We start from the raw sequence: 16,953 nt of genomic DNA, 5'->3' as shown, positions 1-16,953 counted from the left end.
CAGCAGCCTTACTGTTCTCGCAAGCGTCTTTCGCCGCCTATACCTCCCCCCCATCTAAAGTCCTACAAATTAAATCACAAGCGCTTCCTTGCCACCCGAAACATTAAACAGTAAGATAGGTTTTAACTTTCTCGCTCAGATTTTCACTTTAACCTAGATGGAGGCCAACAAGATGAAGTGGTTCAAGCGCTATAAGCTGCAGCCAACGCTCGTTATCGTAAGCAGCTTGGTTATTTTGCTGCTGCTTGCGGTGCAGGCGATCATCGTTTACTACTCTACTTCACAGCTAATGTCCGCTAAAATTAGCGATGCTTCGCTGTCACAGCTGGAGCAGACTAATGAGAGCCTGACGCAGCAGATGCAGTCGATTCGCTCGCTAGCACTGTCTATTGTCATTAATCAAAATGTGATTCAAATTTTGGAGGACGGGCGCTGGGGCGCCGACATTTATCAGCAAATCCGCAGCAATGAGTCGATTACTGACCTGCTGTCCAATACGGCCTACTCTCGCTCCGATATTAGCGAAATTATTATCATTACCGACCGCATGAGCATCTACAATTATTCCAATCCTAACGGCATTTATGAGCAGGAACGTATGAAAGATAAGCCTTACTGGGATTATATGAGCAGCCGTACGGAAGGTTTTTTGCCGCCACGTGCCAACGATATTCGAATTGACGGAGCCGGCGCTCATATTATTACATATTTTCGCCACTTCAGGACTTAAATAAGCTAGCAAAGGAAGAGTGCTGCCATGTATATGTTCAGTTATTTTAAAGAAACGGATGAGCGGCTGTTTCTAGCCGAAAGCGAGGATGGCTACAGCTGGCGCGACTTCGCGGGCGGCGAGGCAGTCTTTCAATCGGAGCTGGGCAGCGGGCTAATCCGCGACCCGTTTATTTTGCCAGACCCGAAGCGCGGCCTGTACCACCTCGTTTGGACCGATGGCTGGAGCAGCTGCAGCATTGGCTATGCGCGTTCAGCCGATCTTCTGCACTGGGAAGAGGCGAAGCTGATTCCCGTTATGGAAGCGGAGCCGGATACGCAAAATACGTGGGCGCCGGAAATCTTTTTTGATACCGCCGCTCAGGCTTATCGCATCATCTGGTCCTCAACCATCCAGCCGGGGCCGCGCAATCATCGAATTTGGTCGGTGACGACGACTGACTTTGAGCATTTTTTCAAGCAAGCGCGCGCAATATATCATCGATTTTTTTACTATTGGAAATGACGCCATTGTTCATCCAAGAAGAAAATCAACCTCGTACACACAGCTATTCTGTACAGCGGGAAGGCTGCGCCACTCGGGCTGCTCCAGCAGCCGGCGCTCCTCTCCTTCCGCTTGGCTGTGCCACTTGTCGAACGTGATAAACAGATGGTCAGCTGATAGCAGCGCAAGCTCCTCAAGCGTCATCTTGATCATGCGCGAACCAACCGCTTTGGAAGGAACAGGACCTATCTGTACCGCCGGCGACGGGCATAATCCCAAATCTCCATACAAAACCACAGCAGCAAAGCCTCTGCCTCCGTCTGTATATGACCTGCCCTGCTTGCCCCACTCGTCCAAAATAATCGGCTACGGTATGCAGCAGCGTCCGCCAGCTTTCGCTTAGCTCGCTGAGCACGCATGTGTTCGATATTTGGCGGCATTTCGACAAACCCGTTTATACAAAATGATCATTTAAATGAAAGCGATTACAATAAGTCGGATTTGAACATGTTAGATGTCGTTATCGTCGTAGTGGCATTGAAAGCAACTTCTTATAATGAAAAGGCATCATAAAGGATGACAACAGAGAGGATGATTGTACAATGGGGAAGGTCAGACAAATAAGCGTTGTTGCTTTACTGCTTGCTGTTTTATTCGGAAGCATGCCCATTTACAGCTACGCGAGCATGACGGTGCCTGCTGCTGCGGCAGTATCTGCCGAAATTCAGTCGCTCATCGATCAAGGAATGATTAAGGGCAATGGCAAAGCGCTCAGCGAAAAATATTGGAGCAAGCAAGCGACTCGCGCACAAGCTGCGACGCTGTTTCTTCGTTTGAAAGGCTTAGAGAAAGAAGCGCTTAGCTATTCGGGAAGCGATTCCTTCCCTGATGCGGCGAAAGCAGGCAAAGTGCTTCAGCCGCTGATTAACTATTTGAAAGCTCATCCGCATCTCGGTTGGCTTGCAGATAAGGATGGCCGCTTCGCGCCACAGCAGGCTGTCACCGCGCAGGAATATGCCCGGGTGCTGCTGAAGGCGCTCGGCTATGAAGCTGGCATAGATTATAAAGAAGCCGAGGTGCTGGCTTTTGCAGCCAAGCAGGGGCTAGCCGCATTGAAAACTGGCGGCAAGCTGACCAATGCCCAGCTTGCCACCGCCACGGCGCAAGCGCTGAAAGCAAAGCATAAAATCAGCGGCGAAACGCTGGCCGCGATTATAATTAGACAAGCGGCACAAGCGCCTTTCACTGCCGATGTGACGCAACAGACCGCCTATGGCGCGATTAAAGGCGCCAAGGATGAAGCGAGCAGCACGCTTAGCTGGCTCGGCGTGCCTTATGCGAAGGCGCCAGTCGGCGAGCTTCGCTGGCAAGCACCGCAAGCGCCAGCAGCTTGGACAAGCACGCTGGCGACGACCGCTTTCGCTGCGAATTGCACCCAGCTCGCAGCTGGCAAGGCAGCAGGCAGCGAGGACTGCCTGTATTTGAACATTTGGCGGCCGGCTGACAGCAGCACAAGCCTGCCCGTTCTTGTCTTCGCGCACGGCGGCGGCAATATGACCGGCTCCGGCAAAGATTTCAAAGGCGACCTGCTTGCCGAAGCGACGAACAGCATCGTCGTATCGATCAACTATCGCCTCGGTGCGCTCGGCTTCTTCCATCACCCTTCCCTAGCAACAGGCGATGCGGTTCAGGATTCAGGCAACTATGGGCTGCTGGATATTTTCCAGGCGCTCAAATGGGTGCAGGGCAACATTGGCGGATTCGGCGGAGACGCGGCCAATGTGACGCTTTCCGGCCAATCGGCCGGCGGCCGCGATGTCATGGCGGCCGTCATCTCTCCACTGAGCCAAGGGCTGTTTCAGAAAGCCATTGTGCTCAGCGGCGGCATGACGACCGCGCCTACGGCGGACGGCGACGCCAAGGTGAACAGCGTGCTGGCGAAGCTGGCCGCTGCGGATGGCACAGCCGCCGATGAAGCGGCGGCTGCCAAGTGGGTGGCTGGCCAAACAGCCGAGCAGCTCGCGGCATATTTGCGCAAGCAGCCTGCTGCCGACCTCGTGCAGCAGTTTGGTGGAACGGCCATCCGCATGGCGCCGTTCCCGCATTTATTTAGCGATGGCACGGTGCTGCCAGCGGAGGGCTTTAACGTATTGAAGAGCGGCAAATATGCGCAGCTTCCGATGATTTTGGGCAGCACAGCGACGGAGTTTTCCGCCTTCGCCTTGAGCGATCCCTCATTCGCTGCTGGCTTCGCTGACGGCAGCCTGCTGAAGGACCCGGTGAAGGGGCCACAATATGCAGCAGCTATCAAATATGGCAGCGAGCTGTATTCCGGCTTCAATGCAGAGCGCGCAGCCGAGGTACTGACGGCACGCTCTGGACAGCCAGCCGTTTATGCGTACCGTTTTGCATGGGGCACACAGGATGGCGTCATTTCGAGCAGCCTGCAGCAGTTGATTGGCGCAACGCACGGCGCTGACATGGATTTCATTCTCGGACGCAAAGCTGGCATTGCTGCGTATTTCCCTGACGGCTATTTCTCCGAGCAAAATGAGCCTGGTCGCAATGAACTGACAGCAGCCATTCACGGTTACTGGAAAAACTTCCTCTACACCGGCAATCCAAATGCCAGCTTCCTGCCAGCATGGACACCGTGGACGGCGAAGAATGGCGCTGATCGCATTTTGCGTCTGGATGCTTCAAATGAGCATCAGACGATTCATATGTCGAATGAATATTACAAGAAAGCAGATGTGCTTTCCCGCATGGAAAAAGAGCTACCAGCCGACACCTTAAAGCTTCTGCAAGAAAACGTATTGGCGGGCAGATTTTTCTGGTAAGCCTCATTCGCAGCGTTAAGCATTTATCTTAGTGTAGTGAAGACTAGTGTAGTGTAGAGTAAAGTACTGATAAACACAGCCTTGCCTCGACATATCTGCAACCATATAAAAAAAACAGCCCGGCAGCGTCCATTCAGGACAGCTGCCGGGCTGTTAATGCTCTATTTTCAACCGCAAATAGTGCGCTTGCTTATTTAAACGTAACGGAGCTTATTACATCGTCCGTCGTTTTTTTCGTTTCATCATCCAAATAAGTCGTAATCAGGTTGAACGCATAGCCTTCCAGAATCGCACTGTAGTAATGCTGCGTAACCGTCACTTCGCCTGCATTGATTGTAACTTCCATCATATCAAAATCTTTGCCGCCAACTTTCGTCGAGACGATATCTTTGTATTCGTAAGGCAATTGGCTCTCGACCATGAATTTTTTGGATGCTTCCAAATAGTCTTTGCCTGTTTTGATGCCTTGCAGCATGCTCAGCTTTTCCGCAATCGCCATAACGGATGCTCCCGTCTGCTCTCCCCCGATCGGGTATTGCGAAGCCATCAACAAATTAAGCGTCTTCGTTTGAGCGTAGTCGAGCTGTTTTTTCTTTTTATCATCGTTGCCGACAATCGCTTCTCCAACCTCACTAGTCAGTTGGTTCATCGTTTCAGCATCTTGATATTCCCACTCTTCCGGGAAGTTCAGCGATACGCCGAAATATTCATTGCTATACGTTCCTTTTGCTGTCGTCCCTAGATCAACATCTTTCGTGCTGCCTCCGCATGCTGCAACCAATACAGCTACAAGCACGAGCAGCAGCGATAAGGAACCTAGCTTCTTTTTAGACATTTTAGACATAATACCCTCCGATAAATATTCTCTATTTGTGTACTTCGAAAGTGTAGCATAGACCCTATTATTTTCCACCTACAAAAAACTATAGGTTGTTTTTTACAAATAAGCGCATTTACTGGCGATAGATACCGCTTCTGTACTCGATTGCACACCAAGCTTCTCAAAAATCATTCGCTTATGATGATTGACCGTACTCTCCTTAATTTTGAGCTTCAATGCAATCGCCTTGACCTTCATTCCCTGTGAGATCAGCTGCAGCACCTTAAGCTGGCGTTCCGTTAATTGCACCGTGCCCAGCCCTTGGTCCAAATCCTCCGCAGCCTGCTGCTTGTCGTAACGGAACAGCATGTCGGTCGGAATCAGCTTGGCTATCGCAATCAGCTCGCTTTTCATATCCGCATTAATCGTGGACACATCCAAATAACCGACCGTTTCCCCATTCACCTCAAGAGGGGTAGAGAAGCAGTGCCAGCTTTGAAAAAGAGGGCTTCCATGCTGCTCCGGCAGTAAATATACCGGTCCATTCGATGCCATCGCTGCCGAAATCGCATTGACGCCGCAGCTTTTTTCAGTAAAGTACATGCCAAGGCGCAGCTTCGATTTGGCAACCGTCTGTTTCAAATTGTCGCTGTAATCCATGGCAAGCAGAACGCCCTTCGCATCAGTCAGCAGAAATAAATAATTGCCTGTGAGATGATCCTTAATGGTAGAGAGACTATCGTGGAAAGCCGTAATCAACGGTTTATTTTGAAGGGAAATGCTTTCGAATTGCTGCTTGGGGGCGAACGATGCGGTGGACTTGCGATATTCTTCTATATGGCCTCCACCCCACCGCTGGCGCAGAGTCTTGATCGTTTGTGGCATGGTCGTGCTATTCCTCCCTGCTTAACTCACTCTTATACTTATCGGTCAAACTTGGCAAAAACTTGAATCTCTTCACGGTACCGGATATTTTATGCTTTATGGCCTTTTACCCCAGACAGCTAAGTTATAATCGCATTTTTTGGAAAATAGCCCTGAGCCCCAGCAAACTGTGACGTCTGCTTCATGCTTTATTTCTCTAGTTCCAGCATTGAATCTTGCTAACCATCATCAATCTTCCTCCATTTTCCGATATAATGAACAAGAAGCCAACATTCATCGCTATCCCTTCATCAGGGCGCTTCAGAGAGGAGCTTCATATGACTATCGACGTTTTGGAACGGAATAATGTAAAGGTAATGGGTACAGGCAGCAAAACGATTGTTTTTGCTCATGGCTTTGGATGCGATCAGGATATGTGGCGTTATATGGTTCCTAGCTTTGTAGACAACTATCGAATTGTATTGTTTGATTATGTAGGCTCTGGAAAATCGCAAATTCACAATTACGATTCAAAAAAATATAATGACCTAGAGGGCTACGCCCAGGATGTGCTGGATGTAATGGAAACGCTGGATTTGCGAGATGCTATTTTCGTCGGCCATTCGGTTAGCAGCATGATTGGCATGCTCGCTTCCATTCATGATGCTAAATATTTCGAGCGTATCGTTATGCTCGGTCCTTCTCCGCGCTATGTGAACGATCTTCCGGATTATTACGGAGGTTTTGACAAACGCGATATAGAAGAATTGCTTTCCATGATGGAAATGAATTTCATTGGCTGGGCCAGCTACTTGGCTCCCATTGTCATGCAAAATAGCGAGCGCAAGGAATTAAGCGAGGAATTGGAAAAAAGCTTCTGCTCCAGAGACCCGCATATCGCGAGGCAGTTCGCAGAAGTTACTTTTTTCTCCGATTGCCGTGTCAGCCTTCAGCATGCATCTGTGCCTACACTGATTCTTCAATGCACCGACGATAGTATCGCTCCGGTTGAAGTAGGCCATTACTTGCATGCCCATCTCAAAAACAGCGTCCTTCGGCAGATGACAGCGACCGGGCATTATCCGCATTTAAGTCAGCCTGAAGAGACGAGCCAGATGATTAAAGAATATTTAGCAAGTGTTTAGTAGGCAAGGTGAAACGGCTTTCGCCGTCCTCTGGCGGCGCGGCGCGTTTCAATCCGAGAAATATAGAGGAAGGATGGGAACATCATATCCTTTCCTATATTTTAAAGAAAGGCAGCCCTTATATGGATATTCAATTAGATAAAGCTCCCTGCGGATATTTCTCCATATCGGACGCAGGCTTGATTCAATCGGTTAATCAGACTTTACTGGACATGCTGCACTATGAGCGCGATGAGCTGCTTGGCCAGCATATTCATTCCACCATGTCGGTGACGAACAAAATGTTTTTTCAAACGTATTTTTATCCGTACATTCAATTGTATGGGCGCGTCGATGAAATGTACTTTTCTTTTCGGACGAGCAGCCATGAAGATGTGCCTGTATTGCTGAACGGGGTTCGCCAGGAGCGTGACGGGGTTACCTTCATTGACTGCGTTGTGTTAGTGATGCGCAAGCGAATCGAGCACGAGAAGGATATTTTACAAACCAAGACGAAGCTTGAAGAGTTGTATCAGGCCACTCATGAAGCCAATAAGAAGCTCGAGCTCCTGCATGAGGAGTATGAGCTTAAACAGCAGGAGCTGTTAGGGATCAACCATCGCCTCGAAACGATGGCCTCCACGGATGCGCTGACCGGGCTTAAAAATCGGCGTTTTTTCCAGGACAGCTTGCTGGCACAGCTTGCCTTGTTCCAAGAAACACAGCAGCCCTTCTCGCTGCTCATTATTGATATCGACCATTTCAAAAAGATTAATGACACCTACGGACATCCCGTCGGCGATCTTGTGCTGACCAATCTGGCCCGTTTGCTGCAAACGATGTCTCGGGAGAAGGACATTGCCGCCCGCTATGGGGGCGAGGAATTCGTCATCATTCTTTCCGGCGCCAATCAGGAAAAAGCGATCGTTGCCGCAGAACGATACTGCACGACAACCGCTTCTATGGATTGGGGAGAGTACAGTATTACAGTCAGCATTGGCGCAGCAACCGTTACACCGGGCGACACGGACCAGACGCTGATCCATAAAGCGGATACTGCACTCTATGCTTCAAAGACGGGCGGAAGAAACCGCATTACTCATGCGGATCATTTAGTGAACAGCAAGTAGCAGGCAGTAGGATAGATAGGACTCCAAGTAAAAAAGAAGAAGCCACCTGCGCTGCGAGGCGAAGACGGCTTCTTCTTTTGCTTTATTTCACACTTACTAGATTGCCGAAATGCGCGCTATTCGCCAACTAAATCGTGCAGCAGCTCGGCTGTCGGTCTCTTAAGCTCTCGCCTCAACCGCCACCCATAGCTCATTACGGTTTTCTTCTGGCGGCAAATAACATTCGATAGCCGGCAATTCGGCGAGCCGATAGGCTGAGGTAGGCAGCCATTCCGTATACAGCCGCTTCCAAATACCGGCCAGCTGATCTGGTCCGCCCTCCACTTCAAATACCACCCATGATGATGGCGAAAACTCTCGGCGGACCATAGCTTCAGGAGCCTCTTGCTCTGTTTCAATTGCTAAAATGTAGTTCAAAAACTCATTTTGCCCGTGCCCTCCGTCCGCACATACGCCAAGTATGCCACGGATACCGGGTTCGGCTGCGCGGATTTCCCATAGCTTTTCAAACAGTCCAGCCTGTGCTGCCTCAGCCCATAAACGCGGTACCGTCTCAAACACCTCGCTATTGCGCACCTGCTCCGAAAGACCAACGACAGAAAATGCGCCAAGCTCCTCGATTCGATAATTCATTGCTGCCGCTCCTTTTACTGAAATTTGAAAGGATAGTCGCGGATAGGCCTTCAGCTTTGTACCGGCACTTCTCGCAGCAGTCGGTGTAGTACCATGCAGCTGCTGGAAAGCACGGGCGAACGCTTCGGGGGAATCGTAACCATATTTGAGCGCCACATCGATAACCTTTACCGTGCTGTTTTGCAGCTCAAACGCTGCCAGACTGAGCCGTCGTCTGCGAATGTATTCCGATAACGACACCTCCATAATGTAGGGGAACATCCGCTGAAAATGATAGAGTGAACATCCCGCTATATGGGCTGCTTCCGCATAATCAATCTCATCAGCCAAATGATCTTCAATATAGCCAATGGCTGCGTTCATATGTAATACCCAATCCATTATCCAGCCCTCCTCTGCTCACTACTATACTTAAAGTAACATAAAATAGCCTTGCATTCTCTGCACAAGAATGCAAGGCTTCTCCCTGTAACGTATTATCCCTCTCGTTCCAGCGACGGGCTGTTCACCTCTGCGCTCTTCCCGCCTGCTACGGACTGCCATAACATAAAGCAGCCAGACCCGAGAGACAGCAAGAAGAAGAACAAAGCGAGCAGCGGCAGCGGCGACCATTCCAGCATGGCTCCGCCGATCCAAGTTTGCCAGCCTACTTCAAGCAAGCCCAGTATATAGGCAGCTCCCGCCACATGCACCCACTTGCGGCGCTCCTGCGGGCGCAGCCTCGTGCGCTCCGACAGCCATGCGACAAGCGGTACAGCTTGGATCGCATGAAAACCCAGACCATGAAGCCAGATGATATTCCCATTCCCGCCTGTCATGCGGCTCCCCGTCAAGGAAATCCAAATGCCAGCGGCGAAGGAAAGCAATATCGCCACCATCGCATAGCGGATGGCAAGCACCAGCTCCGGTCTTAGCTTATACGATCTGCTGCGGAAGAAAGCAACGGCCAACACGCAATAAAACACGATCAGCAGCATGGCCACAAGGCTAAAACCGGCTGCCACAGCTATATCAAAGACTGTACCGCCTTCTGCAAAACGCGGATTCATGCCGCGCATATTTTGTACATTTTCAGCGAAATACGAATACATGGAAAGAACCGCATAAGACCAGCGAAAAATCGCCTTGCCTCTCGTGCTCATAGCGGACAAAGGCAATATCGCCGCTGTCGAAAGCAAAAAAATACCCAATGCCGCATTAAAGGAAGCCGCTTTGCTTACATCCCCTTTTGGCGCAACCTCGCCACCATAGAGCAGCATCCAGACCACGCATACCGCTGCCAGCACAAAGCCAAATATGCCTAGTGACGCCAGCAGGCCCTCCCCCTGAAACAGACGAACCTTCTTTGCTGGCTCCTCCCATTGCGAGCCCGCTTCCGCACCTAAATTCCTAATCATATTATCCCATCCATTCCCTATTAGCTTCTTGCCTTAACTTTAAAGGAATGGACAGGGTAACCGGAACGGACCTTTATCCAGTATTTCACTGAACGGAAAGCGGATATTGCCTCAGGCTCAAGACGGAGAGATCATTTCCCCAATCATCCCTTTTAACTGATGAATGCCTAAATCAGTATTCGTCATAATAACGGTTCCCGTTCCTGTGAATGGGAAAGCAACTAGCATACATTGAAAGCCTACGCCCCAGCCGAGCGAGGAAATTTCCAGCTCATGCTTGGAATGGTCTAGAAAAAGGCCAAGCCCCGTCCATTCTGTAACGCCTTGAGGGGTAACGAGCTCCTTCGCATAGCTTGCGGACAATCCTATTTCACTTTGATCTTTAAGAGCATTCATTAATTCCACAACTAAAATGGCCAAGTCCGACGGCGTTGTCCAAAGCCCGGCTGCTGCCGGATAAGGATAAATCGGATATTTCCCTTCCACTGCCTTTCCCTGCTTATCGTGTCCACAGCAAACTCTCCCGCTCATTGCTTCTAATAATGATGGACGAAACGTGCTGTTGTTCATATGTAAAGGTTCAAATATAAGCTCGCTCATGACGATTTCAAAGGGCTTCCCTGAAACATCCTCTATGAGCTGCTGAATGATGCAATAGCCTGCATCTGAATATTGAAAGTCGCTTCCCGGCTCATATTCCACCTTAATAGGCACTTTGCAATAAGACGTCTCTCCCTCTAACAACGCCACCATTGGAGGAAAAAGCGCCCTGGAATGAAGCTCGTCAAATCCTCCCTCTGGATCAACAATGCCCGCTTGATGGCTAAGCAGCTTCCTAAGAGTCACTTTGCTGCTAGCAGTCCATGGATGACCCGGAACCTTCCATGAAATGAGCCTATCATTTACATCCTCATCTAATGCTAGAAGACCATCCTCGACCAATTTCATAACGAGCATAGCTGTTAAAAACTTGCTAATGGAACATGCGTTGAAAATCGTATCGCTATTCACCAGATGCGAGGCTCCTTGCTCCAGAACACCAAAGCACTCTGCCTCGCTCAACTGCCCCTGCCGAATAAACACAGCACTTAAACCTGCCACTCCATAATGCCCCATGCGTTCAACTACATTAATATTTAATGGCATACTCTGATCCAGCCCTCTCTCATTCCAATTCGTTCCAGTCACCCCTCCACATTATAGAACACATGTTCTTATAATTCAACCATTTATGATAAGCTTTAACCTGCTCCCGTCAAAAATAAAAATGCCGAATGGATAAGCTCCATTCGACATTCCCTTTTGGCCTTTCTCTATCCAATCACCATGCAAAATCTAAGAAGAAATCTGCCAGCCCGCCGTCTGCTGCTGCAGCTTCCATAGCCGCGCATACAAGCGGTCCGCGCCCAATAGCTCCTCATGCTGGCCCTGCTCAACGATTCGGCCTTGATCCAGCACAATAATTTGGTCGGCACTCATAACCGTCTTGAGCAGATGGGCGATGGCAATAACGGTACGCCCTTGAATGAGGCGGTCGATCGCCTGCTGAATATCGGCTTCATTTTCAGGATCGAGCGAAGCCGTCGCTTCATCCAGCAGCACAATCGGAGCATCCTTCAGTATCGCCCGCGCAATTGAAATGCGCTGCTTCTCCCCGCCGGACAATGTGCTTCCGCCTTCTCCAACTAGCGTTTCATAGCCTTGCGGCAGCTTCATAATAAAATTATGGCAGCATGCCTGGCGAGCCGCTTCCTCTACTTCGTGCTGGGTCGCCCCAGCTTTGCCGACACTTATATTATTCGCAATTGTATCCTGGAACAAATACACATCCTGAAATACCATGGATACTTTGCGCAGCAGCGCCTCCGGGTTCATCTCCCGAATGTCCTCCCCGCTGAGCAGCACCTGCCCCTCGCTTGGATCGTAGAAACGGGCAATCAGCCGCAGCATCGTGCTTTTGCCGCTGCCCGAAGGGCCGACCAGCGCGGTGAAGGAGCCTGACGGCAAGCTTAGACTTGCCTGCTGAATAACGGCATGCTCATTATAGCCGAACGTCACCTTGTCAAAAACGAGATCATGACCAGCAGGAGGCTGCTTCTCTCCAGGCATGACGGGCTCCTTCATCAGCTCAATGATTCGTTTTCCCGCCTGCTCATTGTAGCGGAACTCTGTAAAGCTAGTCAGCGCCGTCGTCAACGGATCATAAATTCTCGTGCCTATTAGCAAAAAGGTAACGAAGGTGATCAAATTAAGGCTGCCTCCAGCAAGCAAATATACCCCGACAATGGTCATTAGCGTTAATCCCGCGCGAAGAAAGGCGATTGCACTCAGCACGACTGGACCCAGAAGCCCCTCAATCCGAATGCTGTGACGCATAAAATCTTTAAATGATTGCTCAAGCCGCACGAAGCGCTCTCCCGTCAAATTAAAAGCCTTAATCACCTGAATGCCATTCAAATATTCCTGGAGCCGATTGGAGGCATTGATTTTCGCCGCCATATGGTTCGCACCCAGCCTACGGGTTAGTCCCGAGGTCGCCAGTACGATGACAATCGTAAAGGGCAGCGTCGCGAACAGCGCCAAAGCGAGCCGCCAGTCCAGCAGCGACAGCCCAATCAAAGCTAAAATCGGCGTCAGGGCAGCGGCAAACAGCTGCGGCGCCACATGGGAAATACCATGCTCAACGAGCGCAAAATCCCCCATCATCATATTGGCGAGATCGCCGGGATCACGCTTATTCAAATACCCGAGCGACAGCTTGCGCAAATGCTCCGCAAGACGGCTTCTGCCATCGACCGCTGCGGTGTAGGCACCGCGGAATTGCGCGCGATAGGCGGGTATTTCGCTTAAATAAAGCAGCACCAACGCCCCAATCATGCTGGCGCATACCCACCAAAGCCTCGTCATATCAAGAGCTGTACCCGGTTCGGCAAACGAAGTAAAGATAAGCTGCGCCACCTCAACGAGCATAATAAAAGGAATAATCGCTACCAGGTTGGAGAGCGTTGTATATGCAATTGGCTTCCATAATGCTTTTGGATTACCTGCTGTTATATTGCTCAGCATTCCCATGTTTGTTCCCTGCCTCCTTCCCTGCTCCAATTCGCCAGCCTGTTGCTGCCGTATAAGCGTTCCATAGCTTCGAATACAGCCCCCCGGCGGCGACTAGCTGCTCATGCTTGCCACGCTCGGCAATACAGCCCTCGTCCATGACAATAATTTGCGACGCATCGCGAATCGTAGACAGCCGGTGCGCAATGACGATAACCGTCTTGCCCTTCGTCAGCTCCTTCAATGCAAGCTGCATTTCAAATTCGTTTTCCGGATCGGCAAAAGCCGTTGCTTCATCCAGCACAAGCACTGGCGCATTTTTCAAAATCGCTCTCGCTACCGCAATACGCTGCTCCTCGCCACCTGACAAATAAACGCCGCCCTCGCCAATCAGCGTATGGTAGCCCTGCGGAAGCTGAGTGATAAACGTATCGCACTGTGCCGCTTTCGCTGCTGCATATACCGCTTCTGGCTTAGCATCAGGCACGCCGATCGCAATGTTATTGTAGACGGTATCGTAAAATAGAAACGTCTGCTGAAAAACAAACGCTACCGTATTCATTAACTCCTCCGTCGCCATATCGCGGATATCGACGCCGCCAATTTGAATCGCTCCTTCACGGACATCCCAGAAGCGAGGAAGCAAGCTTGCCACCGTCGATTTCCCCGCCCCCGATGGCCCAACGAGCGCCGTTACTTCCCCCTGCTGCGCCACAAAGCTCACGTTGGACAACACGAGACTGTCGGCCTGTCCATAAGAGAAGGATACATCATGAAAGGTCACCTCGTAGGAAACCGGACGTTTAGGAAATTCCGGCTCTGGTACGGGCTGCTCGGCGAAAATTTTGTCAATTCGCTCAACCCCTTCATTTATGTCGCGCAGCCCAGATGCAAGATGCATAATCTTGAACATCGGCGCGGTAATGCCCGGCGACAAAATGAGGAAGAACAGCAGCACAGCGGCAAAAGCCACATTGCCCGGATCACGCTGGAGCAGGAACACGCCTACTGGCAGGATGAAGGCTGTGAATGAGCCGAGAACGACTTTGAACGATAAAAAACCATACTGAAATTGATCCGTATATTTCACGCAAAAATCCCGGTATTTGACCATATCCTCATAAAATTGACGGAAGGAAAACACCGTCTGCCCAAATACTTTAATGACTGGCATTCCCCGCACGTATTGAATGGCTGAACCATTCAGCCGCTCCAGCGAATCATAATACTGCTTGATGCTTTCCTGCTTCTTCGAGCCTGACATCATCAGCATTTGCAGCACGAAGCCCAGCACAATCGGAATCAGGCAGGCAGCAGCGAGCCACACATTCAGCCAAAACATGGCGATAATCATTATAACGATCGTGACTGCCATATGAATGAGATCCGGCAGCTGATGCGCGACGAACGTCTCGACCTTCTCAACATTTTGATCCAGCGTCTTCTTGACTGCTCCGGTCGAGGTGCTGTTTAGCCAGCCGAGTGGCAGACGGCCAATATGCGAGGACAGCTTCACCCGCAGGCCATACAAAATCCGAAACGCCGCAATATGCGAAGCCAGACCGCCGCCATACATCAGGAGCAAACTGGCTAACAGGCCGCCTAGTGCAACGAGGCCCCAACGAATCATTAGCCCGCTGTCCGCTGCTGCCGGGTTCGCCGCATGCTCCAGCAGTTCTTTTATTATAAAATAGACCGATATATATGGAATCAGCATGCATATGGCACTTAATGCGGAAAAAATCCCTGATACAGCAAGCAGCCCTCGGCGTTCTCCCGCCAATTCCAGCAGCCTTGCGATTCCCTTTTTCCCTGCGATTTCTCCAGCTGTTTTTCCAGCCATGATAGCTTCCTCTCCTTCAGGCAAAAATCATCGGGACGTGCTGCCCTACAGCCACGTCATTTTTTTATCAGCCGAAATGCGGTTGCCAGGTGCTGGCTTCTGATCGAAGTACCCTAAATACAGCATGCCGGCGATGCGCTCATCGCTGCGTATTCCGAGTGAGCTGCAGAAGGGCGCGCTTCCGCATAACGTGTCATCAATCGACCACACCATGCCGATGCCCTGCTCCCAAGCGCACAGCTGAAAATTCTGAATCAATGCGCACGCCGCTGCAAAATCCTCATCGCGCTTCACCTTGCTTTTCTCCTCCTTCACGACGACCAAGGTGAAACCGCTGTCGCCGTCATTTGGCGGCGCAGCGCGTTTCATTCCGAGAAATATAGAGAATGGATGAGAAAATCATATCCTTTCCTATATTTGAACAAAACCGCAGGTATTAGCTGAATTTTGTCCTTGTACATTTGCTTGATTTTGCTCGGCATCAGCTTATAGCGCTTGAGCTCCGACAGCGAACCCACCATATGATCCGCCAGCCTCGCCTTCGACTCCATCTCAGTCGCACAAATGAACCGCCATGGCTCGCGCAGCTTATGATTTGGCGCCCACACCGCGATATTCATCAGCTCCAGGATCGTCTCCTGCGAAAGCGGCTGTGTATTAAACTTCCGGATCGTCCTTCTGTCTTTAATCAATTCCTGTATATTCAAGCGAAAATCCTCCCCTTATGACACTACTATTGAGAAACATTATCATCATTAATGAATATCAGCTACCTCTGGACGGATTATTCCTGACGGTGGACGGAGATGCAGCCGCATAGCAGCCATTTTATATGAGAAAAAGCCGGAGCCGTGGCGGCGTTATCGTCATTTCTAACGTTAACGTCGCCGTGGCTCCGGCTCTCCTATACTTTTCAAGCGGGTTGCCACTCACATCGAGCGGCTCTGCTGCCTGGCATATTCGCTTGGATTAACCCCAAACGTTTTGCGGAACAACGAGGCAAAATGGCTCATATTCGTATACCCGACCATAATCGCCGCTTCACTGACATTCATTCTCCCCTGCTCCAGCAGCAGCTTCGCTTCCCTCATCCGCTCCTCGCGAATATAGCCGAACACGGTTGTGCCAAACAGCTCTTTAAAGCCTGCCTTGAGCTTAAAATCATTCAGTCCCGTCTGGCGCGCCAGCTCCAGCAAGCCCGGCGGATTGGTGCGGTTGTGGTATAAAATGTTTTTCGCCAGATGAAGCCGCTCCACATCGGCTGTCTTTAAGCGCGAAGCGGCGGATTCCAGCTCGCTCTTCTGCTCCAGCCCGTACCAGAACAAGGCAATCAGCTCAAACGCTTTGCCCTCCAAATAATGCTGCCGAATAGGGCCGGTATACGGGCAATTCTTCAATTGATCGAACACCTGCTTAATTTCCGGTGTCAGCTGCTGCTGCTCGCAATAAAACGTATCGCCAGCCTGCCAAGGGAAATACGAGAATAGATGCTTCCATATTCTAAAATCGATTCGCAGCTCCATATGGGCCAACCGATCCGAATGCAATTGCTCGAAATGGATGCGCGTATCGTGCAAATAGATCATTTGCGTCCCGCCCGAGCCCATCGCCCGCTCCCCTCGCCTGCCCTCAATCGTCCAACAGCCATTGCCATGCTGCGTTAATGAAATTTCCAAATGCGGATACTGCACGTCAATATAAAAAATATGATTTTCATGCAGCTTCACATCAATCGTATGCAGCTCCATGCCCGGCCGCAGGCGCGTGCGCTGCAAATAGCCGTCTCCCCATTGCTCAGGAAGCTTAACCGTATCTGCAAGCTGCTCCACCGGAACGCCTAGCTCTACACCAATCCATTCATTATATAAAGATTCGATATGTTGGGCTTCCAACGTATGTTTCATCCTTATTTACCCACCTTTATTGAGAAACGTTTTCAATTAAAATTGTATCAGTATCGAGCCGGAATGAAAAGCATTAATGTGAATTGTACTCTTTATTCAGCAATGATAGACTGGGTAGCAAATAAAAATAACAG

At 50.3% G+C, this 16,953-nt stretch carries 16 protein-coding genes; 5 read left to right on the top strand and 11 right to left on the bottom strand.

Annotated features, from left to right (window positions below; all coding sequences use genetic code 11):
* Nucleotides 1-172: 172 nt before the first annotated feature.
* Together AC6B99_RS00560 and AC6B99_RS00555 are read left to right on the top strand one after the other, a co-directional pair.
* Entirely contained in the window at nt 173-730 is a 558-nt protein-coding gene (locus tag AC6B99_RS00560; protein ID WP_056031140.1) for a hypothetical protein, read from the top strand.
* A 27-nt stretch (nt 731-757) separates the two neighbouring features.
* Nucleotides 758-1,234: a glycoside hydrolase family protein gene (locus tag AC6B99_RS00555; protein WP_494878841.1), complete on the top strand. Its 477-nt coding sequence runs from the start codon at nt 758-760 to the stop codon at nt 1,232-1,234.
* 9 nt (nt 1,235-1,243) lie between these two features.
* On the opposite strand, the gene AC6B99_RS00550 is transcribed toward AC6B99_RS00555, so the two are convergent.
* Nucleotides 1,244-1,570: a TroA family protein gene (locus AC6B99_RS00550; protein WP_496662503.1), complete on the bottom strand. Its 327-nt coding sequence runs from the start codon at nt 1,568-1,570 to the stop codon at nt 1,244-1,246.
* Between the two features lie 245 nt (nt 1,571-1,815).
* Between AC6B99_RS00550 and AC6B99_RS00545 the strand changes: the two genes are divergently transcribed.
* Nucleotides 1,816-4,053: a carboxylesterase/lipase family protein gene (locus AC6B99_RS00545; RefSeq protein ID WP_496662502.1), complete on the top strand. Its 2,238-nt coding sequence runs from the start codon at nt 1,816-1,818 to the stop codon at nt 4,051-4,053.
* A 190-nt stretch (nt 4,054-4,243) separates the two neighbouring features.
* Here the strand turns inward: AC6B99_RS00545 and AC6B99_RS00540 are convergent, their stop codons facing one another.
* Together AC6B99_RS00540 and AC6B99_RS00535 are read right to left on the bottom strand one after the other, a co-directional pair.
* Entirely contained in the window at nt 4,244-4,897 is a 654-nt protein-coding gene (locus tag AC6B99_RS00540; protein ID WP_494864733.1) for a hypothetical protein, read from the bottom strand.
* 93 nt (nt 4,898-4,990) lie between these two features.
* Complete coding sequence (locus tag AC6B99_RS00535; protein WP_496662501.1) at nt 4,991-5,758, bottom strand: helix-turn-helix domain-containing protein; 768 nt, start codon at nt 5,756-5,758, stop codon at nt 4,991-4,993.
* A 317-nt stretch (nt 5,759-6,075) separates the two neighbouring features.
* Here AC6B99_RS00535 and AC6B99_RS00530 point away from each other — a divergent pair, with 317 nt between their 5' ends.
* Together AC6B99_RS00530 and AC6B99_RS00525 are read left to right on the top strand one after the other, a co-directional pair.
* Nucleotides 6,076-6,882: an alpha/beta fold hydrolase gene (locus AC6B99_RS00530; protein ID WP_494878844.1), complete on the top strand. Its 807-nt coding sequence runs from the start codon at nt 6,076-6,078 to the stop codon at nt 6,880-6,882.
* A gap of 122 nt (nt 6,883-7,004) precedes the next feature.
* The gene (locus AC6B99_RS00525; protein ID WP_494864727.1) at nt 7,005-7,991 is read left to right on the top strand and encodes a diguanylate cyclase; all 987 of its coding nucleotides are present in this window, start codon (nt 7,005-7,007) and stop codon (nt 7,989-7,991) included.
* A gap of 159 nt (nt 7,992-8,150) precedes the next feature.
* Here AC6B99_RS00525 and AC6B99_RS00520 read toward each other — a convergent pair whose 3' ends face one another.
* The 8 genes from AC6B99_RS00520 to AC6B99_RS00485 all read right to left on the bottom strand — a co-directional run bounded on the left by AC6B99_RS00520 (nt 8,151) and on the right by AC6B99_RS00485 (nt 16,819).
* A complete protein-coding gene (locus tag AC6B99_RS00520; protein ID WP_056031155.1) occupies nt 8,151-9,005 on the bottom strand; it encodes an AraC family transcriptional regulator in 855 nt (284 codons plus the stop codon).
* 95 nt (nt 9,006-9,100) lie between these two features.
* The gene (locus AC6B99_RS00515) at nt 9,101-10,021 is read right to left on the bottom strand and encodes a hypothetical protein (RefSeq protein WP_496662500.1); all 921 of its coding nucleotides are present in this window, start codon (nt 10,019-10,021) and stop codon (nt 9,101-9,103) included.
* Nucleotides 10,022-10,138: 117 nt separating this feature from the next.
* A complete protein-coding gene (locus AC6B99_RS00510) occupies nt 10,139-11,167 on the bottom strand; it encodes a serine hydrolase domain-containing protein (RefSeq protein ID WP_496662686.1) in 1,029 nt (342 codons plus the stop codon).
* Between the two features lie 189 nt (nt 11,168-11,356).
* The gene (locus AC6B99_RS00505) at nt 11,357-13,093 is read right to left on the bottom strand and encodes an ABC transporter ATP-binding protein (protein ID WP_496662499.1); all 1,737 of its coding nucleotides are present in this window, start codon (nt 13,091-13,093) and stop codon (nt 11,357-11,359) included.
* Complete coding sequence (locus tag AC6B99_RS00500) at nt 13,062-14,915, bottom strand: ABC transporter ATP-binding protein (RefSeq protein ID WP_442952503.1); 1,854 nt, start codon at nt 14,913-14,915, stop codon at nt 13,062-13,064. The genes AC6B99_RS00505 and AC6B99_RS00500 overlap by 32 nt, the downstream gene beginning before the upstream one ends.
* 45 nt (nt 14,916-14,960) lie before the next feature.
* Nucleotides 14,961-15,284, bottom strand: coding sequence for a nitroreductase family protein (locus tag AC6B99_RS00495; protein ID WP_496662498.1), 324 nt, complete (start codon nt 15,282-15,284; stop codon nt 14,961-14,963).
* Nucleotides 15,281-15,622: a nitroreductase family protein gene (locus AC6B99_RS00490; RefSeq protein ID WP_056031170.1), complete on the bottom strand. Its 342-nt coding sequence runs from the start codon at nt 15,620-15,622 to the stop codon at nt 15,281-15,283. Before AC6B99_RS00490 ends, AC6B99_RS00495 begins: the two co-directional genes overlap by 4 nt.
* Before the next feature lie 222 nt (nt 15,623-15,844).
* The gene (locus AC6B99_RS00485) at nt 15,845-16,819 is read right to left on the bottom strand and encodes a helix-turn-helix domain-containing protein (protein WP_494864715.1); all 975 of its coding nucleotides are present in this window, start codon (nt 16,817-16,819) and stop codon (nt 15,845-15,847) included.
* Nucleotides 16,820-16,953: the final 134 nt, after the last annotated feature.

Source organism: Paenibacillus liaoningensis (genome assembly GCF_059609455.1).
Note: the sequence above shows the minus strand (reverse complement) of the source record. Positions and strands in the feature narration are given on the sequence as shown.